18 protein-coding genes are annotated in these 24579 nt (G+C 57.7%); 12 read left to right on the top strand and 6 right to left on the bottom strand.

Going from position 1 to position 24579, the window contains the following annotated elements:
• The first annotated feature begins 126 nt into the window (after positions 1–126).
• From J3U88_RS13720 to J3U88_RS13710, 3 genes are all read left to right on the top strand, one after another.
• Entirely contained in the window at positions 127–1140 is a 1014-nt protein-coding gene (locus tag J3U88_RS13720) for a hypothetical protein (RefSeq protein ID WP_207859425.1), read from the top strand.
• 112 nt (positions 1141–1252) lie between these two features.
• Positions 1253–2266, top strand: coding sequence for a hypothetical protein (locus tag J3U88_RS13715; RefSeq protein ID WP_207859423.1), 1014 nt, complete (start codon positions 1253–1255; stop codon positions 2264–2266).
• 337 nt (positions 2267–2603) lie between these two features.
• Positions 2604–4592 carry a bifunctional metallophosphatase/5'-nucleotidase gene (locus J3U88_RS13710; RefSeq protein ID WP_207859421.1) on the top strand — a complete coding sequence of 663 codons (1989 nt, stop codon included), beginning with the start codon at positions 2604–2606 and terminating at the stop codon, positions 4590–4592.
• 741 nt (positions 4593–5333) lie between these two features.
• On the opposite strand, the gene J3U88_RS13705 is transcribed toward J3U88_RS13710, so the two are convergent.
• From J3U88_RS13705 to J3U88_RS13695, 3 genes are all read right to left on the bottom strand, one after another.
• Positions 5334–6047 carry an SIMPL domain-containing protein gene (locus tag J3U88_RS13705; protein WP_207859419.1) on the bottom strand — a complete coding sequence of 238 codons (714 nt, stop codon included), beginning with the start codon at positions 6045–6047 and terminating at the stop codon, positions 5334–5336.
• A 648-nt stretch (positions 6048–6695) separates the two neighbouring features.
• Positions 6696–7049: an ArsR/SmtB family transcription factor gene (locus J3U88_RS13700; protein WP_207859417.1), complete on the bottom strand. Its 354-nt coding sequence runs from the start codon at positions 7047–7049 to the stop codon at positions 6696–6698.
• Positions 7050–7200: 151 nt separating this feature from the next.
• Positions 7201–9186 (bottom strand): permease, encoded by a 1986-nt coding sequence (locus J3U88_RS13695; RefSeq protein WP_207859415.1) that lies wholly within the window; start codon positions 9184–9186, stop codon positions 7201–7203.
• 493 nt (positions 9187–9679) lie between these two features.
• Between J3U88_RS13695 and J3U88_RS13690 the strand changes: the two genes are divergently transcribed.
• From J3U88_RS13690 to J3U88_RS13650, 9 genes are all read left to right on the top strand, one after another.
• Positions 9680–10027 carry a hypothetical protein gene (locus J3U88_RS13690; RefSeq protein WP_207859413.1) on the top strand — a complete coding sequence of 116 codons (348 nt, stop codon included), beginning with the start codon at positions 9680–9682 and terminating at the stop codon, positions 10025–10027.
• Positions 10028–10706: 679 nt separating this feature from the next.
• Positions 10707–12692 carry an AMP-binding protein gene (locus J3U88_RS13685; protein ID WP_207859411.1) on the top strand — a complete coding sequence of 662 codons (1986 nt, stop codon included), beginning with the start codon at positions 10707–10709 and terminating at the stop codon, positions 12690–12692.
• 21 nt (positions 12693–12713) lie between these two features.
• Positions 12714–12995 carry a hypothetical protein gene (locus J3U88_RS13680; protein WP_207859409.1) on the top strand — a complete coding sequence of 94 codons (282 nt, stop codon included), beginning with the start codon at positions 12714–12716 and terminating at the stop codon, positions 12993–12995.
• Positions 12996–13151: 156 nt separating this feature from the next.
• A complete protein-coding gene (locus J3U88_RS13675; protein ID WP_207859407.1) occupies positions 13152–14519 on the top strand; it encodes an NAD-dependent succinate-semialdehyde dehydrogenase in 1368 nt (455 codons plus the stop codon).
• 17 nt (positions 14520–14536) lie between these two features.
• On the top strand, positions 14537–15844 hold the full coding sequence (locus J3U88_RS13670) for an aspartate aminotransferase family protein (protein WP_207859404.1): 1308 nt from the start codon (positions 14537–14539) through the stop codon (positions 15842–15844).
• A 64-nt stretch (positions 15845–15908) separates the two neighbouring features.
• Complete coding sequence (locus J3U88_RS13665) at positions 15909–16829, top strand: carbon-nitrogen hydrolase family protein (RefSeq protein WP_207859402.1); 921 nt, start codon at positions 15909–15911, stop codon at positions 16827–16829.
• A 191-nt stretch (positions 16830–17020) separates the two neighbouring features.
• Positions 17021–19939 carry an aminotransferase class I/II-fold pyridoxal phosphate-dependent enzyme gene (locus tag J3U88_RS13660; protein WP_207859400.1) on the top strand — a complete coding sequence of 973 codons (2919 nt, stop codon included), beginning with the start codon at positions 17021–17023 and terminating at the stop codon, positions 19937–19939.
• Between the two features lie 21 nt (positions 19940–19960).
• The gene (locus tag J3U88_RS13655) at positions 19961–21439 is read left to right on the top strand and encodes a biotin carboxylase (RefSeq protein WP_207859399.1); all 1479 of its coding nucleotides are present in this window, start codon (positions 19961–19963) and stop codon (positions 21437–21439) included.
• A gap of 6 nt (positions 21440–21445) precedes the next feature.
• Positions 21446–22438 carry a C45 family autoproteolytic acyltransferase/hydrolase gene (locus J3U88_RS13650; protein WP_207859397.1) on the top strand — a complete coding sequence of 331 codons (993 nt, stop codon included), beginning with the start codon at positions 21446–21448 and terminating at the stop codon, positions 22436–22438.
• A gap of 64 nt (positions 22439–22502) precedes the next feature.
• On the opposite strand, the gene J3U88_RS13645 is transcribed toward J3U88_RS13650, so the two are convergent.
• The 3 genes from J3U88_RS13645 to J3U88_RS13635 all read right to left on the bottom strand — a co-directional run bounded on the left by J3U88_RS13645 (position 22503) and on the right by J3U88_RS13635 (position 24579).
• On the bottom strand, positions 22503–23162 hold the full coding sequence (locus tag J3U88_RS13645; protein ID WP_207859395.1) for a DUF4336 domain-containing protein: 660 nt from the start codon (positions 23160–23162) through the stop codon (positions 22503–22505).
• Positions 23163–23229: 67 nt separating this feature from the next.
• On the bottom strand, positions 23230–23760 hold the full coding sequence (locus tag J3U88_RS13640) for a hypothetical protein (protein WP_207859393.1): 531 nt from the start codon (positions 23758–23760) through the stop codon (positions 23230–23232).
• 9 nt (positions 23761–23769) lie between these two features.
• Complete coding sequence (locus J3U88_RS13635) at positions 23770–24579, bottom strand: GYF domain-containing protein (protein ID WP_207859391.1); 810 nt, start codon at positions 24577–24579, stop codon at positions 23770–23772.

Below are 24579 nucleotides of genomic sequence, written 5' to 3'. Positions count from 1 at the left end.
CCACACAACGAATGCAAAAGAACCCCTCACCGCCGCGGCGGATGAGGGGTTTTTGTCATTTCTCCCGCCTACCCACGCTTGACACCCTTCGCTCTTCGGCCGAAAGGACGAAGAGGAGGCCGAACCATGCACAACGATTGGTTGACGATTTATTTGCTGGTTTCCGTCTGCCAAAAAGCCTGGTTCTTCACGCCTGGTTACATCCATTTCGACGGCCACCGGTTTTTGGTACCCGACCAACCCACCGGGTCGCGGCCCGACCGCAGGCCAAGCGTTTGGGTGGTTCTGGCAGTCGGCCTAACCCTTGCCCACCTCGGCATCCTTTGGTTCGTCGGCCGACAGCCAGGGGTTCACCCCATCCAACCACTGAGTACCGCTTTATGGGTTAATTTCATCGGCGGCGGCCTGCTGTTTGCTTTGGTGCCGTGGCGTCACCGCGCGTTGCTTCGCCAAAACCACGAACAACTTGCCGACATGGTAGGCGCGCTCAACCCGCGACTGGAAGTCAGCTTCCCCCCGAGCCTGTTCGCCCCGCTAATTTTTAACGCGGCCCTCCTCCTCATCGCCGCGTTCACGGTGTTACCCGACCGCATCCCGCTTTCAATCGACCCAAACGGCGCAATCACCTGGGGCGCCCCCACCTGGCAACACATGCTGATTTCCATCACCGCGCTGACACTAACCTGGGGTTTTCTCCTGCTGTTATTTCGCTCAAAACGGCAAACGCTGACCGTCACCCACCTGTGCTCGGTGCCCGCGACCCTACACCTCTTGCACAGCTTCTTGGTGTGCATCGCCCTGCTTTCGCTTTCCGCCTACAGCGATCTTCAAACCAGCATCCCCTTTATCGCCACCATGGCCACCCTTTTCCTCGCCTTCGTTTTTGAATTGCCGCTTTTGGTGTGGGGTTTCCTTACCCAAATTTGCCTGTCAAAAACCACACTGAACCAATACAATCTGATCGCGGCAATTTCTCCCGAGGATGTTTTGGCGGGTACCTACAACAAAAGCAGCGATCCCTTATCCTTTGTCACGCGATTCGGCCGCGGCGAATCCGCCAATTTCCATCACCCCCATTTCAAATGGTTGCTCCTGCTCGGAACCCTCAGTCTGGTGTTCCTCAGCCAAATGTTCGGTTGAACCCTGCATCGTTTTGCGACCAAGGTTTTCCCTTCAAGACGCCGGCCGGCGCCGTATCGGTTATTCACATGGTTTGATGTCGTTATCGGCCGATTTTGAGGGAGGTGCGCCCATGACAAACGGAATACTGGCCATTTATATCTTGGTTTCCATCAGTCAAAAATTTTGGCTGTTGTTGCCAGGTTATTGCAATGCCGACGGCCACCATTTCCTGGTACCGATGGAAACGAGGGAAAACCCAAACAATCTTTGGACAAAGATCTGGATCGGCCTGGCCGCGGGTTTAATCATCACCCATCTCGCGGTGATGGTTTATGTCGCCGGACAGCCCAACACGCACCCGATTGAGCCCATTGGAACCGGTATGTGGGTCAACATGATTGGCGGGGCTATCTTAATCATATTTGTGATGTTTCGCCATCGCATGCTGGTCGAGCAGCGAACGGCCGAACTCGTCGCACACGTGAACGACCACAACCCCCAACTCGAACCCAGTTTCCCAAAATACCTGGCGGCGCCCCTCCTGCTTAACGCCGCACTGATTGTGATCCCGGCGTTAACCCTGCTGCCCGACCATGAACCCGTTTCCATCGACCCACGGGGCAACATCACCTGGGGTCGCCCCACCCTGCACCTCGTTCTCCTCGCATTGGCAACCCTTGCTTGCACCTGGCTTGCACTCCTCCTCCTACTTCGCTCAAAGCGGAAAACCATCACGGTTGCCCATCTTTGCTCAATCCCAGCGACGCTCCATATTATGTTTGCGTTCACCTTCTGTATCCCCCTCTTTTTATTGACCCGCTACATGGAGCTGCAGCACCAAATCCCCTTCCTCTTTGATATGTCCTTGGTTTTTGGTGCCTTTGTCTTTGAATTGCTCGTCGTGGTTTTTGGGTTTCTCAGCCAAATTTGCCAGGCGCGGGGACTGCTTAGAAGCCGTCAGCTTATCAGCGACCTGCAAACCAAGGACTTCGACCAAGACGTTTTCCGAGAAGGGAGCGCCCCGCTTTCCGTGTTGACCATTCGCCATCGCCAAGACTTGCTCAATCGTCGTCATCCTCATCTGAAATGGCTCATCTTGTGTTTCCTCGGTATCTTTCTTTTAATCAAGTTGTTACTCGGATAAGCCCGCTACAACGCCAAGCCCTTCCACCTTATCGATTCTCGCAGCCGGCGGCTTTTTGTTATTTTCGTCCGGCGCGCCTTCATCTAGCCCGTTGGCGTTTTTCATGAACACAACCGAGCGGACCGCCCCGTCTATTCGAAACCTAAACCGTTTCTTTTCAAGCTTCTTTCTGAGTGGAAAGGCAGTCCCCACCACCAACGCGGATCCCCTTTATGATGCAGTGGTAAACAGGTCATCAACGGCTCACCCCTTCTTCAAGCAAAACCAACCCATTTAAAATCAACGGCTCACGCGGACGTGATCTGATGCCCCTTTCATCACCCGCCGCGAGTTGTCTATGCATTGGAAGCTTTGGTTTTTAATTGGATTAACCTGTTTCGCCGCGCGGGCTGAACCCCGGCGGATCGCCCATCTTCCGACCTCGGGTGCCTTCTCAGCCCACCTGCTGTTGGTCAACCGCGGTCAAGAACCCCAATCCTACCGCTGCACCGGCTTTGACGCCGACGGCCGCGAACTCGGCAGCATCCGCGGTACTCTGGCCGGCAACCACACGACCACCACCTCCGCGGCCACCTTGTTTCGCGGCCTTCCGATAACCCACGTCACCCTAGAGGCTTCGCCCAGCCTCGTCGGGTTCGCCGCTTTCCGCGGTGCCGACGGTTCGGTCACACGCATTCCCACCAACACGCCCGCCGCACGCCGGCAGATCTTCAGCTACCACCCCGACGCCATCCACGGGCTGGCTTGCATTAACGGCGGAACAGTCCCCACAAACATCACCAGTACCCATTTCCGTGCCGACGGTACCCCAGTCGCCCAAACGACCCTGGTGACGAACCTCGCGCCGAACCACAAACACCTGGCGGTGCTTTCCCATGGGCCGGAGGGCCTGGGGACAGGCGATTATTGGATCATTCAGGCCGACCAACCTTTGCTGGTCACGGGGCTGGCGTTCCCAATGCAGACCGGTCGTGCCCCCATTGCGTTAACCACCCTTGCGCTGCCGGCCGGCAGCGCGGAAACGGGCGACGTACGCGATCTCACCATCCTATTCACCAACGACGAACACGGGTTTATGTTCGCGGACGAACACGGCGACGGCGCGGCCGGACTCGCCGCCATGTGGCGCGAACGCGAGGGTTACCACGCCGACGGCCCCTTCCTGATTCTCTCCGGCGGCGATATGTGGACCGGCCCGGCGCAATCCAACTGGAGCCGCGGCGCCGCCATGACCGAAATCATGAATGCCATGGGTTACCACGCCGCCGCGCTGGGCAACCACGAACTGGATTTCGGCTTCCCCGCCTTGCAACGTCGCGCTGAAGAGGCGGCCTTTCCGCTGCTCTCCGCCAATGTCACCTTACCCAACGGCTTACAGCCGTCGTTCATCCAGCCTTTCACCATCCGGCCCGTCAACGGCGTTCAAGTCGGTATTGTCGGCCTCACGACCCGTGAAACAGAGCAATTGGCCCATCCGTTGCGCCTGCGCGGACTCGACTTTGCGGACAGCGAAACCGCCCTACGCGACGTGGTGCCGAGGGTGCGTCGTCACGGTGCCGAGATCGTGATCGTGATCGCCCACATGTGCGCGGACCAATTGGGTCCCATGGCCGAAACCTTCGCGGCACTGGACATCGCCTTGGTCGCGGGGGGTCATTGCAACCACCTGCGCAACGAGGTGGTGGCGGGGGTGCCGATTATTGAAGCGGGCGGGTTCATGCGCCATTACGCCCGCATCGATCTGCGCGTCGACCGCGTACACGGCGAGATAACCCACGTCGAAGCGGAACTGGTCGCCAATCAATCGGGTTTGACCGATCCAACCGTGGCGGCACTGGTCACACAAAAACGCCGCGAGGCGGACGCCGAACTGTTCCGCACCATCGGACAGGCCCAACACGGCTTGGACGCCGCGAACCCCATCTTGCAGGATTGGGTCGCCGCCGCATGGCTCCAGGCGGCCCCCGAGGCCGAAGCCGCCTTATTCCACCCGGGCGAAATCGCGGCAGGCCTCCCCGCGGGCAACATTACCCCGGCCCATCTCCTTGTCGTACTTCCGGGCGAAGACCGCTTGTTCACCACCCTTGTTGATGCCGAACAACTCGCCCGGCTCAGCCGGGAAACCGAAGCCAAGATCCACTTCAAAGCGGGAACAACCGTCGGCAAGCGTTTTTATCGCATCGTCACGGCCACCAACCGCCGGCAGCACAGCCCACCCTTCGCCACCTTACTCAACGACGCCCACCCTGTCGATATCGGCCGCCGCGAAGCCCTGATCCAATGGCTGCAACAACAAAGCAGCACCCAAGTGAAACAACCACGCTGAACTAGCCCGCATTTCTCACAAGGAATTCTGCTACGGGGCAAGCCATGCGATTACGAGGGGGCGGCCTTCCGCGGGGCGGCCATCCGCATTGCTCGGTCCAGCCGCCTTCGCCTCAGCTGCTACGCCGAAAGGTCGGCCCCGCGAATGGTCGGACCCTTGCGCCGTGGCTTGGTCGTAATCTTTGTATTCACAAGGCTTTCAGCTTCTCGCGACGAATCCTTGTGAGAAATGTGGGCTAGCTATCGGCATCTTGTCAAACAAGCCCTTCAACAACAAACATGCACAAGTAATCCATTGAAGACTTGATGAATTAACTCTTCCGTATCACCCCTTCAAAGTAGCAGATCGTCGCCCAATCAAGATAAAAAGAACCATAGAAAAACCAACAAAACCATTTAAAACATAAACACTTAACTAGAACCGTTTCAAAACAGATCGAAAAAAAACCCCGCCGAAATCCGGCGGGGTCGAGGAGATTTGCGCATTCCATGAAATATGCGCAGTGGACACGTCCACCAAACGGCGCTCGTTGCACAACACCTAGTCCGCGCGCGTTTGGCTCCGTGCGACGGAACCTTGCTGGTGTGATTGACGCGATCCCTTGACGGCGCTCTGGCAAACGCCGCTTTCGCATCAATCAGAGGTTCCGACCCGTGGGACAACCGCTCAAAGTGGTCCCACTGGTTCGCGGCCTCGTTTCCACGAGACCACACTAGGGTCACCGGCCCTTAAACGGCGGCCCTACTGTATTTCAAAAATGACGGCTACGTCGGCAATGATCGTGTTGGAACCGGTCGCAATCGGCGTACTGCTGTCAAACGAGGAGGATTCATTACGATCAAAACTTGGGTAATGGGTTGTTTGCGGTTCGATGGCTCGGACCTGCCCGAGGGTGACCCCGGCGGCCTGCGCCAGCAACGTGGCTTGGGCGCGCGCATCGACGACCGCTTCAGCCATCGCTTGTTCGCGTAGCTGGTTGGCGTTGGATACCGCAAAATTAATACCATAAAAACGGTTCGCACCGGAACTAATTAACGTATCCAAGAGTTGTCCAAGTGCAGAAACATCGCGCACCACCACGGCAATGGTGTTGTTGACACGGTAGCCGCGGATGCTGCTCGAACCGTTGTTATATACGGGATAAACGTTGTATTCCGAGGTACGAATGTCTTCCGCGGCAATGCCGTTGCTCGTTAAAACCGAATGGATTTGGTTGGCTCGAATCGCGTTGGTAGAAATTGCGACCGAGGCGTTGGCGTCTTCGGTTTCGACACCCACGTTGAAGGTGGCGATGTCGGGAACAGCCTTCACCTCACCACGCCCGCGCACAATGATCACATTGGCGTCGGTTTTGCCGCGGTAGGCATCGTTGGCGAAGGTTTCGCGGACCTGGGCGGTGCCCGCGGGAACAAGGACCATTAAACTAAGCACAATCATCAGAAATCGAATTTTCATGTGAAACCTCCCTTGTGGATCACAATTCCGCACCCTGTCCCAAGGCGGCTGTGACGACAGGAGTCACCCCGACACGCCGGCGACCCAGTACTGAGGTCCGGTTCTCAAGGTCGGCGGTTAGGGGCGATGATCGTCAAAACCTTCATCGGAACAATGGCGCGAAATATCAATGGGGATAAAAAAAAGGCGAGCCTAAGATGTGGTTTCCTAAGGACACCACATCTCAAGGCTCAACCCAACCCTTTGCCGCCAGGCGGTAAAAACACCAGGTGGGAAAACAACCGTGGCATTCAAGACGAAGCGGCAATCGGGACACGACAAACGCATGGTGCGCTGTCGGGAAAACACCGGAATCACTGTACGCCCTTCTCTAAGGCAAACCCCGGGCCAACTCCAACAAGACCACCTAAACCTTTTGTTTAAATAAACTTAATTAAAAAACCACGAGCCTTTCAAACAAGGCAAGGAAATGGTTCGTTAGAGAAAACCGGTTGAAAAAACCCGACAGTTATTTTTTTCTAACCCCTTTGTCTGCTGAACCATAGCGCGACAAACAGCCAAACCGGACAAAACATCTCGACCGACCACCCTAACCCATAGGAAATCGGTAAACGGGGTCGCAGCAACTGAGGTTTGCGGGCGTTTTGGTTATTCGTGGGGTTCGCCGGCGTGGGCCAGTGCATTTCGGATCATGTCGAGCACGTGGTCGTCGGACAGGCTGTAGATCAGGTGCTTGCCGTTGCGACGGCGCGTGACCAGGTTTTCGGCGCGCAGGGTACGCAGCCGTTGCGATACGGTTGAAAGCTGGTCCTTGTCCGCCAGCTCGGAAACGCAGGCTTCACCTTGGGAGAGGATGGTCAGCAACCTCAAGCGTGATGGATCGGCCAAAGCGCGGAAAATGCGCGCGGCTTTTTCCAAGGTGTCGTCGCTGACACCATCGAGGGCGCGGATGGCCGAGTGGTCATGATCGTGGTCGGGCAGGTCAGTGGGGTCTTGCGTCATACAGTTCGGCCTTTTTGTGCAAAATTCAATCATTAAGTCTGAACAAATCTTAAAGAGCCGGCACCACAATTACAAACCAAAGACCCAGTTTTAGGGGATATTCGGTTCTGTTTGCGGTGGGTGTCCCCCCGCGCCCGCGAAAACAGAATCCTTAGCGCCCCTCTTTGTTGTGGTGCCCGCGGCCTTTTCCAACGCCGTGATCGTGCGCGCAATCACCCTGATCATGGGCGTGGTTGTGGCCATCGTCGGGTTTGTGATCGTGCCCGTGGTCATCATGCTGATGGTGTCCGTGGTCGTGTTTGTGCCCATGGCCGTGGTCGTGCCCGCAATCACCGTGATGGTGGTGTGCATGACCATGCCCGTGTCCATGGTCGTGATCATGGTCGTGGTCGTGGCCTTGGGTGATTAGCTCGCCCAGGAAGGCGCGCGCACCGCGTCGCAGCCAGGAATAACCGAACATAAGAATGAGGATGGCGGTGGAGCCGTTTTGCAGCAGTGAACCGTGGTGGTGTTCACCGATGACCGGCTTGGGATCAAACTCGGGAACCAACCAGTTGGTGGCAAAACCCAAGAGCACGGTAATGACGAAGGTCGCTCCGCCAAAAGCCGCGGCGATTTTGGGGCCGTGAAGGCGCGACAAAACCCCAAAGGTGGTGACATTGGTCGCCGGGCCGGTAATTAAAAAGGCCAGCGCGGCGCCCGGCGAAACGCCGTGGAACAAAAACACGGCGATGAGGGGTGTGGCCCCGGAAGCACATACATATAGGGGCATACCCAACAAAGCGAACAAGGGAACTTCCCAACCGGCCGGGATTTGGCTGAGCATGCCGTTGCCGAGGAAGGGCTGCATGGCGGCGGCAATCAACAGGCCGAAAAGAATCCAAGGCCCGGTATGATCGACCAATTCGCCCATGCCGTGGGTAAAACCCTGTTTGACCTTTTGTTGCCAAGTTAGGTCTTGGTTTTCGGCCAGATTCATGGCCGCCGAGGGTTCCTCATTGGGTTTGGCGAGCCGCCCGATTAAGATCCCCACGGTCAAGGCCACCAGCGCGGCGGCGACTATGCGAATCCCCGTCATGGTTTCGCCCAGCAGAGGAAGCGAAATCAGCACCGCATCAATGCCCAGCTCGGGTGTGGCAATCAAAAAGGCCATGGCGGCGGTGGGCGGTGCGCCTTTGCGCACGAGGGTGTGGTAAAGCGGGACCACCCCACAGGAACACACCGGCAACGGCAAGCCGACGACCATCCCGCGGAAGGACTGCATCAGCGGACGACCACGCCCCATCCATTGGGCGTAGGACTTGGGCACAAACGAGGTGGCCAACCCGGCCAGCACGTAAGCCAGCACCAGCGCCGGTGCGCTTTCCAGGGTGAGGTCCAGCAGCGCGTGGGTCATTTCGTCAAACCAGGCGGTTTCGGACAGATGATGTTGGTGGGAAAACTGGGCAACAAAAAGAACGCCCAAGAGGTTGCCAAAACCCTCGGCCCAATTGCTTTTGCCGTGATGGTGATCGCAGGATTCCCCATCGGCGTGGGGTCGGTGGAACAAAATATGGAGGAGGGAGCCCACCACAAATGCTTGGAAATAAGCCATGCCGGCGGTACTCAGTGGCGCCAGCAACGCCTCCGCTTGGTGATAACCAACGAAGGTGCCCAATGCGATCAAACACAAAACGCCCCAGGCGGCGATGCGGCCGAACTGCGGCCGCACAAAATACCAAATGGTCAGTCCGATAGGAATTCGATGCAAAAGGACACCCAGAGAAAGCAGGCTTTCGTGGTCGTGATGATGCCCGTGTCCATGATCGCCCCCACCGGTGTGAACCAAAGCGGCACCGTCGGTAACGGCGTGGATAAACAAACCCACCAAACCAAATACCAAAGCGGCGCGGTGAACGCCGCGCACATTGTGCCAAACCCGCTCGGAAAGGGTCGGCACCAAAAAGCCGAGAAGAAGGAGGGGCAAGGTCCACCAGCCACCGGCGTAAACCACGGCGGGAAGGATATCCATCAGGATTAAGCCACCGATGGCCATGAAGATGAAACCGTCCATCGTCTTGGCAAGCGTGGTGTTGCGTTGGCAAAGGATGTGCAAAAGAGGGGCGGCAAACAAGGGCAATAAACTAATTAACAGCATGGGGATTGTCTCTAGGTTACGAAAGGATTGGGGTGTACCCGGGCAAAGGGTAAAACCTAAGCGGCGCGATAAGCGTGAGGAAATTTGGCTAAAGATCTGGAGCAAAATGGTTTGGAAAAAGCGGACCAGGGTCGCGCACGTCCGCACCCGTTGGCCCTGAGCATTTTTACAGGCCGTTGCAGCCCAAAGGTTTAGCCAAAATCGCCGCGTCAGCGCTTCTTAGGTAGAAACATTCTAAGCCGAATTCCGAAGGCCCCGGACAAAATTTGGGCAACAAGTGACAAGGCACGCTCACCCTGTTTCGGTTTCACGGTTCAAAACCGGGAAGGAACATTCAAAACCACGGACGCGCCGGACACCGCCCGACAGCCAGACCCATCGCGAAAAAACAGACAGGAAGGGGTTGACAGGATTTATCAACCAATCAAGAATACACTTGAACACTTGATGAAGTGTTTAAAAAAGCCTAAATGCACTTCTACGGAGGTTTGTTATGTCTGAATGTAAGGTACACGCGAACCACGCGCACACCCACGGCCCTGACTGCGGCCACACTGCTGTCAAACACGGCGATCACGTTGACTACCTGCACGACGGTCACATGCACCACGTACACGGCGATCACGTTGATGAGCATGCCCTTGAGGTTTCCGGCGAAAACCCCGCCGCCTGCACCGACGGCCACGCTTGCGAAGCCCACGCCGCCGACCACGTTCACGGCGCCGATTGCGGCCATGAAGCCGTTCCTCACGGCGACCATGTCGACTACTTGGTAGACGGCCACCTGCACCACCAGCACAACGGCCACTGCGACAACCACGGTCCCGTCGCCCTCGCATAAGTTACCCGCGGTTGATTTCAACCCGAAAAGCCCGCCTCATTCGGCGGGCTTTTTTTGTGCCCCACGCAAAACCATGGCATTACACGAGGGGAACCGGCCGAACGCACGTGAGATCAATCACAGGTTGATCTTTTCTGGTTAGGCAGACACCCGAAGAACCGGAGCCGGCCTGGCCACCTGATCAACCCAAAACACTGAATTTACAATGATTTTCAGCTTTCCCCCACGCTTAACCACGGATAACCAGAAAGGTTCCTCGATGGGATTCAGCTTTTCAGGTGACGCGGGCCGTGGCACAATGTGAGCCTGTCCTCAATCCTGTACGATTTTCTATCGCCCGGACGATTTACGGTCGGCGGACCTTATCCCTTAATGCCGCGCACACCGGCACGCATTCCGCCCCACCCATCCCGTCCGCGTTACTCGAACCAGGACACGCCTTTTTTGAAAGGCAGAGGGCTTACGCTCGATTGATACCATCGGTGTTCCACCGGGTTTTGCCACGATCCACGGATCCTTTTATGGCGCGTCCCTTCGCTCTGAATCGATCTTCAGCATTATGGACTTTCGCTGCACATCGAGAAACCTTCTCCAGGCATTCTCGTTTGAACAGGATAACAAACCCCCAGGCCGCCAACCTCGCCAACACCACCCCCCATCGTGGGAGAAAGCGACGTCCATGAGTACGGTTACCCAAGTTCTACACAACAGCGATCAGCGCCGCAAACACCATGATTTTTGGCGCCAACGGTTGACCCGGATTGAGCAACCGTTCCACTTTCAGTGCGTGCGGCAGCAACAAGCCGCCGATGCGACCGGTCGCTTTCAATTCCGTTTTACCCTCGACACGGCGGTTGCCGACTTGGTCGAACCGCAACCGGACGACAATCCGGTCACCCCGTTTGTTTACCATTTGGCCGCCCTCCACCAGGTGCTGGGAATTTACGCCCGCCAAACCTGCATTATCGTCGACACGCCCGGCTTCCGCTTTCGCCCGGCCGGCGGCCACGTGAGCATTATCGAAAAATTGAACCCGCGCCAAAGCACGGTGGATTTCCTGGCCCAAGTGCGCCAAACCCTCGACGACAGTTATCAGTACCAAGATTTCGAGTTGGAAGAAGTTGAAGACGAGGCGTTCCACCTGAGTGGCACCACCTCCCCGATCTTGCTGGCCTACAACCGCATTCATCACACGCCCAAATCCACCGATTACCCGCTGTGCATCTTCCTTAAACGCGAAGAAGGTCGCACCCAATGGTGCCTGGACGCCGAAAGCAGCCGTTTCGACGCCGCGTTCCTGGAAGAGTTCTGCCGACATTGGCAGCACGTTTTGCGTCAGTTCGAAGATCCCACCCTGCCCTGCGGCCGTTTGTCGGTACTCAACGAGAACCAGCAAAAACGCATGCTCCATTTTTACGGGCCGGTCAACCATGCGCCGACGGCGCAAACGCTGATCAGCAACTGGGAGCAAACCTGCCGCAAACAACCGGATCACACCGCGTTATTCAGTGATGGCGAGAAATTAACCTATGCCCAGCTCAACCAGCGCGCCAACTTTTTGGCGGCCACCCTGTGGGCGGAACACGCGGTCAACCACGGCCATCGCGTGGCTTGGTACCCGGACCGAAGCTTGACCTCGGCCATCACCTTGCTGGGTATTCTCAAAGCAGGCGCCATCGCCTGCCCGATGGACCGCGATCAGGAGCCCGACTTGGCCGCGGCGCGGTTGGAAGCGCTGGACCCGCATTTAACCATACTGGCCGATGAGGCGGCGGCTAAGAATCTATCCGCGCGCGGCAAACAGCTTCACCTACACCGTTTGTTCTGGCGCGACGACATCGCCAACCTACCGATTCTGGTCAAGGCGGCGGACACCGCGTTGATCGTTTACAGCGCACAAAACGAGGCGTTTATCCCGCTAACCCACGCGATGCTGGCCAACAGCACCCGGATCCAAGCAGAGGGTTTCGATCTCACGCCGAGCGACCGCGTTTTATTGGTTGATGGACCGGCCGCGGAAATGAGTCCCATCGAGCTGTTGACCACCTGGACCGCGGGCGCGGCCGGGGTTTTGTTCGACCCGGCCCTGTTGCAGAACCAACAACGGCTGCATTCATTTTTAACCGCAACCGGGGTCACCATCGCGGCCTTCACGCCCGACGTCTTGGCACAGCTCGAACCCGAGACCCTGGCCCATTTGCGCGTGATCATGACCAAAGGCAAAGCGCGTTTGGCCGAACTGGCGGGCCGCTACGCGCAATCCCATCACTTCTTCAACGTTTATGGAACCCCGGAAACCGGCGGCTGGATCAGCTTTTACCACATTTACCCGGAAGACATTTGCGGCGACCACCTGCCGGTGGGCAAGGCCTTGGGTGATTTCAGTGTGTACATCCTAAGCGACAATTTGCAGTTGTTACCGCCCGGATTAATCGGTGAAATTTGCATCAGCGGTTCGGCCGTGGCCCAGGGTTATCTGCACGACGGACCCCACGCGCACCGCTTCGTCGAAGATCCCTTCCGACCAGGCTTGCGAATGGTCCGTACCGGTGACCTTGGCTACCGCCAAGAGGACGGAAATTTGGTATATTTGGGATCGATGACCGAACACGTCCGGGTCCAAGGCTACCGTATCAACAGCAGCACCGGGGACGTGCCAACCTAAGCGAGAGGATTTTTTCCCCGGATGCCGCAATCAAAAGAAACCAGCCACCCAACCATTACCGCTTTTATTCTCGTAAAAAACCCCGGCAACAGCATGTGGGAAGGCATGGGCGCCCGTGATTTCGCCACCCTCCCCCGCCACAACGAGCTGATTGAGTTGGAAGTCGGCGAACGTGCCTATCTGTACCGCGTGGTCGCGGTGGTTCATGGCGGCGGCCGCCACGACATCCACGGCGGCCACATTTTCGCGGTCCAAGTCGGCAAAAAAAGCGCGGTACTGGAAGCGCTGTTCCACCGGGTTTAACCCGCCGCACACTGTCAAAAAGCGCACCTGAGTAGCAGTGAACCAAAACTGTGCTATGCTGTTATAAATTCACCATAACCAGGTTCGAACGCCTTCGACCTTGTACTCCGTTTCCTGAATCCCCACCGAACCTGGGAGATCTGCAGGAGGCTCTTTTTGGCTTTTACATCCGTTAACCCGGCCACTGACGAACAGCTTGCCGTCTACCCGACGATCAACCGCGACCAGGCCCTGGCCGTCTTAGATCGCTTGGATCATGCACAGCAAAAGTGGTGCAACGCGTCCTTTGAAAAACGGTCCCGCTGCCTGTTAGAACTCGCCAAACAGTTGCGCGACAACGCGGAAGAGGGCGCGCGCCTAATGGCACTCGAAATGGGAAAACCCCTCCACGAGGGCCGCTCGGAAATGGAAAAATGTGCTTGGGTTTGCGAGTATTTCGCCGAAAAAGGCACCAAATTTCTCGCGCCCCAACCCTTCCCCACCGAAGCCGCCAACAGTTTTGTGGCCTTTGAACCACTCGGGGTCATTCTGTCCATCATGCCCTGGAATTTCCCTTTCTGGCAGGTGTTCCGTTTTGCCGCGCCGGCACTCATGGCCGGCAACACGGTGATGCTCAAACACGCACCCAACGTGACGGGTTGTGCCCAACTCATGACACGTCTTGTCAAGGACGCGGGCTTCCCGCCCGACCTTTTCGAATTGCTGGTGGCCGAGCTGGACGTCGTCAGCGACATAATCGCGCAACCCCAAATTAAGGCGGTGACCCTTACCGGGAGCACCCGCGCGGGACGCGCGGTGGCTGAAACAGCGGGGCGCCACTTAAAAAAGGTGGTGCTGGAGTTAGGCGGCAGCGACCCCTATCTCATTTTGGCGGACGCCGACTTGGACCTGGCCGCAAACGCATGTGTCACGTCACGTCTGATTAACAGCGGGCAAAGCTGCATCGCCGCCAAGCGGTTCATTGTCGTCGCCCCGATTGCGGCGGCGTTCACCCAAAAGGTGCTCGAACTGATGAACAACAAAACCTTCGGTGATCCCATGGCGGGCCGTTTCGACATCGGCCCAATGGCACGGAAAGACCTGCGCGATGAACTGCACCACCAGGTAGAAGAAAGTGTCGCCGTGGGCGCCAAAAGACTTTTGGGCGGTACCTTACCGCCGGGACCGGGCTGTTATTACCCGCCAACCTTACTCGGCGACGTCCCGCTGAACGCACCGGCGTTCCGCGAGGAATTGTTCGGCCCGGTCGCCTCCATTATCACCGCAAAAGACGAAGCCGACGCGATCGCCTTAGCCAACCAGAGCCCCTACGGATTGGGCGCGGCCGTATTTACCGCGGACAGGGCACGCGGCCGTGAAATTGCCACCAAGCAACTCAACGTGGGCGCCTGTTTCGTCAACAGCTTCGTGCGATCCGACCCACGCCTTCCCTTCGGCGGGGTGAAAGACTCCGGCTACGGCCGCGAGTTATCGATCTTCGGCATTCGCGAATTTGTCAACGTCAAAACCATTTGGATTGACTGACCCTTAAGAGGTACTCCATGACTGTTTCCGAAGAACTCATCCAACGTCGCCGTGCCGTCATCTCAGACGGATTGGGCATGGTGACCCCGCTAACCGCCGCTTCAGGAAAAAACAGTATTTTGATCGACCTGGACGGCAGAGAGATTATCGATTTCGCCTCAGGCATCGGCGTCACCTCGGCGGGCCATTGCCCCGACCGGGTAGTGGCCGCCATCGAAAACCAAGCCCGCCAACTCATTCACACCTGCGTGATGGTCGCCACCTACGAGCCCTATGTGGCCCTGGCGGAAGACCTGGTCGCCTTGTTTCCCCATGGAGAACGGACCAAGGTCATGTTGACCACGACCGGTGCCGAATCGGTCGAAAACGCGATCAAAATAGCCCGCCAAGCGACCCGTCGTTCCGGCGTCCTTTGTTACACCGGCGCCTTTCACGGCCGAACCATGATGGGGATGGCCTTAACCTCCAAGGTAGCCTATAAGCGCTGGTGCGGCCCATTCCCGGGCGGCGTTTACCGCCTGCCTTATCCAGACTACTACCACCAAGGCGACGGCTTGAGCCAGGACGCGTTCGTCAGCCGCGAATTGCGTCGTGTCGAAGACGCCTTCCAAACCATGGTTCCCGCGGACGAGGTGGCCGCGATCATCATCGAACCCATCCTCGGCGAAGGCGGCTTTGTCGCCGCACCCGCCGCCTACTTGCAGGGTTTGCGCCGAATTTGCGATCAACACGGCATCATGCTGATTCTCGACGAGGTACAGACCGGCTTTTGTCGCACGGGTCGCTGGGCCTGTTACGAGTACGCGGGTGTCACGCCGGACATTTCGACCTGGGCCAAAGCCATGGGTTCGGGCATGCCGATCGGCGCGGTGATGGGTCGCGCCGGAATTATGGACAAAGCCCAGCCAGGCACCATCGGCGGCACCTATCCGGGCAACCCGGTCACCTGCGCGGCGGCACGGGCCACCATCCAAGTCATGAAGGACCAGGACTTATGTGGCCGGGCAACGCACATCGGCAACCTGATCGGTGAACGCTTCGCCGCCTTCCAAGAACAGTACCCGCGGGTAGTAGGTGATGTTCGCGGCATGGGCGCGATGCGTGCCATGGAACTGGTTCAGGACGGCGATCCCCATCGCCCCGACCCGGCGCGCTGTCGCCGCATCCTAGAAACCTGTTGGGAAAAAGGCCTGCTGGTGATTCCCGCCGGAACCTACAAAAACGTGATCCGCCTGCTGGTGCCCCTCACCATTGAGGACGCCACCCTCAAGCGCGGGATGGACATCCTCTCTCACGCCCTCGACCAAAGTTTCCAATCCGAATAAAAGGACGGGGCGGCCTGGCAAGGCGCGCCCCGCCGTCACCGGAATAAATGAGGAGTTGAACGCTATGCGTTTTGCCATTGCCGGGGTACAGATGTACCTCTCCGCCGTTCACAGTAATCTGGAACCCATGCGTTCACGATTGGATGTGTTGTTGTCGACCTTTCCCTGGGTGGAAATGGTGATGTTTAGCGAATTGGCCCCACACGGCTTTTTTCTGTCTAAGGCCGAAACCATGCCGGGCCCAACCGAAAACGCCTTCTGTGAAATGGCGCGCAAACACAAGATCTGGTTGATTCCGGGCAGCATGTACGAAAAGAAAGACGGCAAGATTTACAACACGGTGCCGGTCATCAACCCGGACGGAACCGTGGTCGGCCGCTACCGCAAGATGTTTCCCTTCCGACCCTACGAGGAACACGTGGCCGCCGGCGACGAGTTCCTGGTGTTTGATGTACCCGATGTGGGGCGCTTCGGTGTCAGCATCTGCTACGACATTTGGTTCCCGGAAACGACCCGAACCCTTGCAGCCATGGGTGCCCAAGTCTTGCTCCACCCCACCATGACCAACACCATCGACCGCAACGTGGAACTGGCAATCGTACGCGCAAGCGCGGCCCAAAACCAAATGTACATTCTCGACATGAACGGTCTGGGCGATTGCGGCAACGGCCAATCGCTGATCGTCGGGCCCGAGGGTTACGTCATCCACCAAGCCGGCAGCGGCTCAGAACTGATGCCGGTTGAGATTAACCTGGACCGGGTCGACCACACCCGCCGCGAGGGCATTCAAGGCTTGGGCCAGCCGTTAAAAAGTTTTCGCGACCGCAAGGTCGTTTTTGATGTCTACCGCCCGGAAGTCGACTTTGGATACCTCTCCAAGCTGGGTACCTTAGAGAAGAAAACACGGCGTGCGCTGGCGCGTGGCGACGAACGTTTTTTTGAGGACGGGGTTCCACCCAATACCCAGGATCAAACCGAACAGTAACACCTAAAGTGTGCGATTCGCATTGATGCCGTTGCACGCCTGGCGGCGCTGAAGACGCCCTGGACCAAACCGAAAGGTGTTGAAAAACGCGGTGGCGCACAAGGCAAAACAGGTACCAGTCAGAAAGATTGCACGCGTGCGCCGCCAAGCATTACTCACTTTAGGTAACAGACGCGCGAATTGAGGAAAATATGTCAGCACCCCAAAAAAACGCCGGGCTTGAGTTTCATTACAACACCACCGAGCTGCGGCAAGAAACCTGGAACCGGCTGAAGGTGACAGCCGCCAAACACTACGAACGCGAACAGAAGGGTCTGCACCAGCGCGAAACCGAGGCGACCATCGCCGCCTGTTTCGATATTTTGGAACCGGTTGAACGGTACTGGGCCTATCCCGGCAAGGCCACGGTGGAAGAACTGCGCGCCATTTTAGCCAGCAACGATGCGTTTTTGTTCATGCGCGCCGTGTCTCATGTGGTGCGCGGCATTATCAGCGAAAGCTACCGCCGTCGGCTGGCCTCCCGACATGTCCCCATCAATGACCTGGTGCTCTCCTCCTCGATTCCGCCGACGAGCGACGACAGCGAGCGCAACTACTTTGAGGTGCTGGTGGTCGACAACCTACACCCCGAGCACGAGGTCGCCTTGCGGGACGAGATGCGCTCGCAACAAGACCCCAAAGGCACGTCGATTTACGACGTCATCGTGGCACCCAGCTTTGAGGACGCCCTGCTGGCGGTGATTCTCAACCCCAACATCCAATGTGTCGTCATTCGCTACGGGTTCCCCGTCAAATCCGATTCCCCGACCAAACTCCTCGGCCCCCACGTCACCGCCCTGGAGGAAATCGACGTAAACGCCAAAACCGGCGTCTCGCGCAGTTTGGCCTTGGGTAGCTTTCTCCACAAGATCCGACCGGAAATCGACCTTTACCTGGTCACCGACGCCGGGGTAGAAGAGGCCTCGGTCAAGGGCTCGCGTCATTTTCGTCGCATCTTTTACCGCAACGAAGATTATCTGGAATTGCACCTGAGTATTTGCCGCGGTATTCGAGAACGCTACCACACGCCGTTTTTTAACGCCTTGATCGAATTCAGCAAACGCCCCACCGGCGTGTTCCACGCCATGCCCCTGTCGCGTGGCAATTCCGTGTACAAAACCCACTGGATCAAAGACATGGGCGATTTTTACGGCAAAAACATTTTCCTGGCGGAAACCTCGGCCACCACCGGCGGTTTGGATTCCCTCCTCAACCCAACCGGCCCGCTCAAAGAAGCCCAGGAACGGGCCGCCAAGGCGTTCGGCGCCATGTTCACCTACTTCGTGACCAACGGCACCTCAACCGCCAACAAAATCGTGCAATTGGCCCTGCTCAAACCCGGGGACATCGTGCTCATCGACCGCGACTGCCACAAGTCGCACCACTACGGCATTATGCTTTCCGGCGGTTGCCCGGTTTACCTGGACGCCTACCCCCTGCGGGAATACTCGATTTACGGCGGGGTCCCGCTCTTGGAAATTAAACGCACGCTGTTGCGGTTTAAGCGAGAAGGCAAACTGGACCGGGTGCGCATGCTGGTTCTGACAAACTCCACCTTCGACGGCCTCATTTACGATCCCATGCGGGTGATGCAGGAACTCCTGGCCATCAAACCGGACCTTATTTTTCTGTGGGACGAGGCTTGGTTTGGTTTTGCCCACTTTCACCACATGTACCGTCGCCGCGCCGCGATGTCCAGCGCCAAGCGTTTGAACAAATACCTGCGTTCGGACGCCTATCGCGAATTCAAGACGCCGACCGATTTTAGCCAAGACGACGACACCTTGCTTTCGCAGCCGTGGTTCCCCGATCCCGACCGCATCAAAATCCGCGTCTACGCCACCCACTCGACCCACAAAACCCTGTCTTCATTGCGGCAAGGCAGCATGATCCACATTTACGACGAGTGCTTCTACACCCGCACCGAGTCCTTTTTCAACGAAGCCTACATGACCCATACCTCCACCTCGCCCAACTACCAAATCTTGGCGTCCCTGGACGTTGCCAGACGCCAGGCCGAGTTGGAAGGTTATGAGTTGGTCCAAAAAAGCATCGAAATGGCCATGATCGTGCGCGAAACCCTCAAGACCCAACCGCTGCTGAAGCGTTACTTCTCCTGTTTGGGGCCGGGCGAATTAATCCCGTCCGAATTCCGACCTTCCGGCTTTGAGCATTTCTTCAAGGCGGAGACGGGATGGGTTTCGGCCGAACCAGCGTGGCAGGAGGACGAGTTTGTCCTCGACCCGACGCGGATCACGCTTTACATCGGCCGGACCGGCATCGACGGCGATACCTTCCGCAAAACCTACCTGATGGATAAGTTTGGGATTCAGGTCAACAAAACGTCCCGCAACACGATCCTGATGATGACGAACATCGGTTCCAACCGCAGCGCGATTGCCTTTTTGATTTCGGTGCTCATCAAAATCGCCAAGATGATTCGCAACCTGCAACACGATTTGACACCGCAAAAACACCGCGCCTTGACCCTGCGCATTCAAAGTTTAACCGAGGATCTGCCGCCGCTGCCGCACTTCAGCGGGTTCCATCCGTTTTTCCAAGCCGAGGGCGAGGGACCGGCGGGCGATATGCGCCGTGCCTATTACCTGGCCTACGACCGCGAAAATTGCGCCTATGAACCCCTGTGCGAAGAATTGGTGGCACGGGTTCGCCAAGGAACGGAGCTGGTCAGCACCACTTTTGTCACCCCCTACCCGCCGGGCTTTCCGATCCTTGTGCCCGGCCAAGTGGTCAGCCCTGAAATCCTCGAATTTTTGTTGGCGCTCGACGTCAAGGAAATCCACGGCTACAACGCGGAATTGGGGCTCAAGGTGTTCCGCGCGGAGGCGCTTAACGCGGAGGCGCTTAACGCGGAGGCGCTTAACGCGGAAACGCTTAACGCGGAGGCGCTCAACACCGGTGAAAGCGCGTCGGGCTCGGGGAACCTGCAACCGGTCAAGGCCGTTACCGCGGGCGAATCCGGTGACGCCGCTGAACCCATCGCCGCCAAACCCAACACCAAACGTCCGTCCCGCAAGCGACCGCGCCCCTCACAACCCAGTGGGACTTAAGCTAAAAAAGGAGCTGCTTGAATGAATGCATCGACGAAAGCCAAAACACCTCAAAAAGAAGCACCCTTCCTCAAAGGCATCCACGATATCCGTCGTTTCTTCTTCAAAAACGAGATACCGATTTACTTTATTAGTGCGACCAACTTCAACCTACTCGGCGCCGACGAGTGGGTCAAAGGCCTGAAGTACATCAGCTACATCGACTGTTTTGACGGGCAACACCCCAACGTGTTTGTGCCTAAGGAACAGGTCGATCACGAACCTTTCGAAAGCATCGAAGACATCAACAACTATATGCTGCAACACCCCGAGGTGGTCGACTACATCAAAAAACGCCGCAACGGCAAGGCCTTGTTCCTGATGTTCGATGAACAAACCGAAGCCTTGGCTGAGAAGCTTGGCCTTGAAATTTGTTTCCCCAAGGCGTCGCTGCGCACGCACCTGGACAACAAGGTGGTCACCACCCGTGTGGCTGATGCGGCCGGTGTTAAATCGGTTCCGAATGTATTGGCCAAAGTCGACAGCTACAAAACCCTGCGCAAGGTCGCGGCCCGGCTCGGCCCCGAACTCGTGGTCCAAACCCCTTTCGGCGATTCGGGGCACACCACCTTCTTCATCTCCAACGAGGACGACTGGAACAATCACGCGGACGAGATTGTCGGCGAAAAAGAAGTCAAGGTCATGAAGAAAATCCGCTGCCGCGGGACCGCCATTGAGGCCTGTGTCACCCGCCACGGCACCATCGTGGCGCCTTTGATGACGGAGTTGGTGGGTTTCCCCGAACTCACGCCTTATAAAGGCGGTTGGTGCGGCAATGAAATTCTCCCCGACGTCTTTTCCGAAAAAGTGCGCCGCCAGGCCCGTCGCGCCACCGTCGCCTTCGGGAATCAGTTGCTCAAGGAAGGGTATCGCGGTTATTTCGAACTCGACTTTTTGATTGATCTCGATACCGACAAGCTCTACCTGGGCGAGCTCAACCCCCGCATTACCGGCGCCAGCTCGATTACCAACCACGCGGTCTTTGCCTTGGCCGATATGCCGTTGTTCATGTTCCACCTGTTGGAATGGATGGACGTGGACTACAAAATCAACTTGCGCGACATCAACCGCCGCTGGAACCTGCCGGAGAACACCGACGGCTGGGGCCAAATGATCATCAAACACTGCGAGGACAGCGTCGACGTTCTTACGGAGGCACCACCCAGCGGTATTTGGCGCATGGATGATCGCGGCGAGGTTCATTACGCCCGTTTCGACACCCACCGCCGCGCGGTTGAAGATGAGAACGAGGCCTTTTTCCTGCGCATTCTGCAACCGGGTGAGTACCGTTACAAGGGCGCCGACCTTGGCATTCTGGTGAGTCGCGGTCGTTTTATGACCGATGATTACGCCCTGAACGATCGCGCCCAAGCCTGGATTCGCGGCATCCGCAAGCGTTTCTCCACCAAACCGCTGACTTTCCCACCCGAGGCCCAATACGGCGGCTTCAAGTTAATGTAGGTGCTCTTGGACGTCCGATTTTGGTGTGTCAACGAACAACAACCCGGCCCGCGTTATCGCGAGCACCTTGTGCGCCAATGGCCGCGCTATGCTGACTGGTACTTTGCCGAGGCACAGGGGGTTCGCCCCCCGGCCACGATTTGCCAACAGGCTGTGGCGCGCGATATGCCCGAATTGGTCCCGTGGCTGAACCGGTTACAAGCCTTTCTCCCGGAACAACACGAAAAGTTAACCGCCTTTTTGAGCTTGTACCGCCCCCCCGCGTTTCTGACCGGGTGCTCCCAGGTAGCACTCGGTCCGCGCGGTGCCCCCGAGCACGGCACCCATCTGATTCGCAACTACGACTATTCACCGGATCGCTTTGAGGCGACGGTGATGCGCACCCACTGGTTGCAACCGGTACTCTGTGTCACCGATTGCATCTGGGGCGCGCTCGACGGGATCAACGGCGCGGGTTTGGCGGTGTCACTGGCGTTCGGCGGTGGTGACCAGGTCGACGACGGGTTCGGCATTCCGGTGGTGGTCCGCTACCTGTTGGAGACCTGTCACAACGTGGCCGAGGCGGTTGCGGCGACAGCCCGTTTGCCGAGCCATATGAACTACAATTTGACCTTCGCGGACACGACAGGCGCAACCCAAACACTTTACGTGGGGGCGGGTTCGCGGCCGCCACGTCGTGCACCGCGCCCGCTGGCAACCAACCACCAGGACGGCCTGCACCGACGACCTTACCACCAGGCGGTGGCCAGCTATGAGCGCGAAATGTTTTTAGCCAATCGCTTGCGCGACCCGAGGGAAAGGGCGGCCGACATGACCCGTCATTTTCTGGGACCGCCGCTGTACCACCGCCGTTACCGCGAGGGTTTCGGTACCTTGTACACCGCGGCCTATCATTGCGAGGCGGGCAGCCTGACCCTGCATTGGCCGGGGGGCAACAAAACGCTGTCGGTGGAAGGCATCGACAACGAAACCTTCACGATTCGCCTAGATCCACTGTAACCGAAACGGGGCCGGCCTCACATCAAAGAACCAACAAGCCCCGATAAACCGACACCCCAAAAAATCACCCACCGACGCCTAACCAATGATACGCATCGACCAAGGCACGGCGGGCGTCACCGGTCACCACCTCACCGTGGGCGGGGATGATGCGCTCAAAATCCCAGCGCAGCATCGTCGCCAATTCACGGCGAGCGACATCGCGTTTCATCAACGCCCGTTCCAAATGACTGGCGCGACAACCGGGATAACAACCCGCGCCGCGCATCGCAAAACGCGTGAACCAAGGCGCGGTCGGTGCAAAGTTAAACACAAAATCGGTGACCACCAGGGTGCGGCTCGGCCGGTGGAACAAAACCACCTCGTTGGTCATGGGAAAACAGGTCAGGGTGAGGGTTTCCACCGCGTCGCCAAAGGGATGTTCGCCACGGTCGAGGGTCCCGACAAAGTTTAAATCGGAACGTTTTTCGGCCAAACCCGGCGCGGCCCAGCCCTCCAGACCCCGCTCCAGCCAGGGACCCGCAAATAAATGGTGCAGCTTATTGGGGGCCACAACCCAGCGTGGCTTGCCCAATGCCGTGACCGCCTGTTCATCGACATCAATCGGCGAATACAACAACCCGCCGTCGAGTTGCAGCACGGTCATGCGCGCGCCGACTTCAACGCCGAGGAACCGCAGGGGACGCCGCGCGCAAAACACGCCCGCTACAATCTGCTCCATCATGGGCTCGTCCTTCGCCGCGGCCGCTCAGGTGCGCCGGGCAACCTATTGGTTTACCCGGCCTTGTACGTTAGGCGCGTTTGTAGGGTTTCAGCTTCTCGCTGAGTTCGTGAATGGTCCCACCGATGATCTCCATCAGTTGGGCGGTACCGGCCTCGCCTTTACCGATGAAGTTGTCGATTTCGATAATTTTGGTGACCGAGGCGAAGACACTGTTCATTTCGTGGTTGAGTTTGATGCCGCCGACCACCGGTAACTTGAACAGGTTGGCCAGGTCCGTTTTGAACATCGCCAACAGGTCGTCGGGATCGGTCATTTTGTTTTTGACCTCCGCCATGATTTGCAGGGTTGCCTTGGAACCAAGCAAAGCCGCGCTGACCATGCCGGTCCCGGTTTTGCGGTCGAGGGTAATACAGACGGAATTTAAAAGTTCGTTTTGCGGGGCGTAGAAACGCACCAATTGGCGGTCGCTGTGGGCCTGGAAGCTGATGGAGACGTACCCGTCGCGGGACATGGCACGCACGATTTCGCCGATGAGCATTTCGTCCTTGGACTCGCGCATCTCCGACTTGTGGGCAAACTTGCTGATAATGCCGAACATGGTTTCCTCCTAGTTCGCGAAACGGCCGCGCAGGTACTTGCGCAGGGCATTGTTGGAGGCACGAATCCATTCGGCCAGGGTTTCGTAATCGATGTCGTAGTTGCGGCTGATGATTTCGTCCAGCGACCAGAACATGTCGACCTGACAGTAAATGTAACCGGAGGTCAGGTCGGCGTCGACCACAATGGAGCCGGGTTCGGCATTGTTGAAAATGCCGCTTTTCACCTCGGCTTTCAACGCGGACATAATGGTGCCGATGTTGCCGACCCGTTCGCCGTAACCCACCATCACCCGTGCCTTCTGGCCGATGACGTTGGACGAAACCAGATCGCCGGTGAAGTGGTTGAGCCGGAAAATGGTGCGGCTGCCGTCGTCAAAATTCTCGAAACGCAGGTAGTGGTTTTGACCGTCGGAGTTGAGGTCGATCAGGTTGTAGCCGGCGTCGAGGGTGGAAGTGATCACCGCGCCCAGGAAAATTTCGTCGATGCGGGAGGCGAAGTTGTATTCGTCGAGATAGGCCCAGCTTTTGTCAATCAGCTTGCCGAATACCGCGTCGAGTTGATCGTCGCGCGATTGCGGCACGGGTGGGGGCGGGCCGACGGGTTTTGCCGCGGCGCGGAAATGGTCGATGAACTGAGGCGCCTGTTTGAGTTTGATCCAGTCGCTCATTCCGGGAAACCAGAACGGATCCTCAGCGGCCAGTTCACCGGCATCAAGCATGTCAACCAGCTTGGGACCGGCAAAGGGACCCAGGTTGTTGCCCTTGTGGTGAACGTGAATCACCTCTTGGTCGGCGGTAGGAAAGTCGGGTAACGGCAC

The organism is Acanthopleuribacter pedis, assembly GCF_017377855.1.
GTDB lineage: Bacteria > Acidobacteriota > Holophagae > Acanthopleuribacterales > Acanthopleuribacteraceae > Acanthopleuribacter > Acanthopleuribacter pedis.
This window is presented reverse-complemented; position numbering and strand designations above follow the sequence as displayed.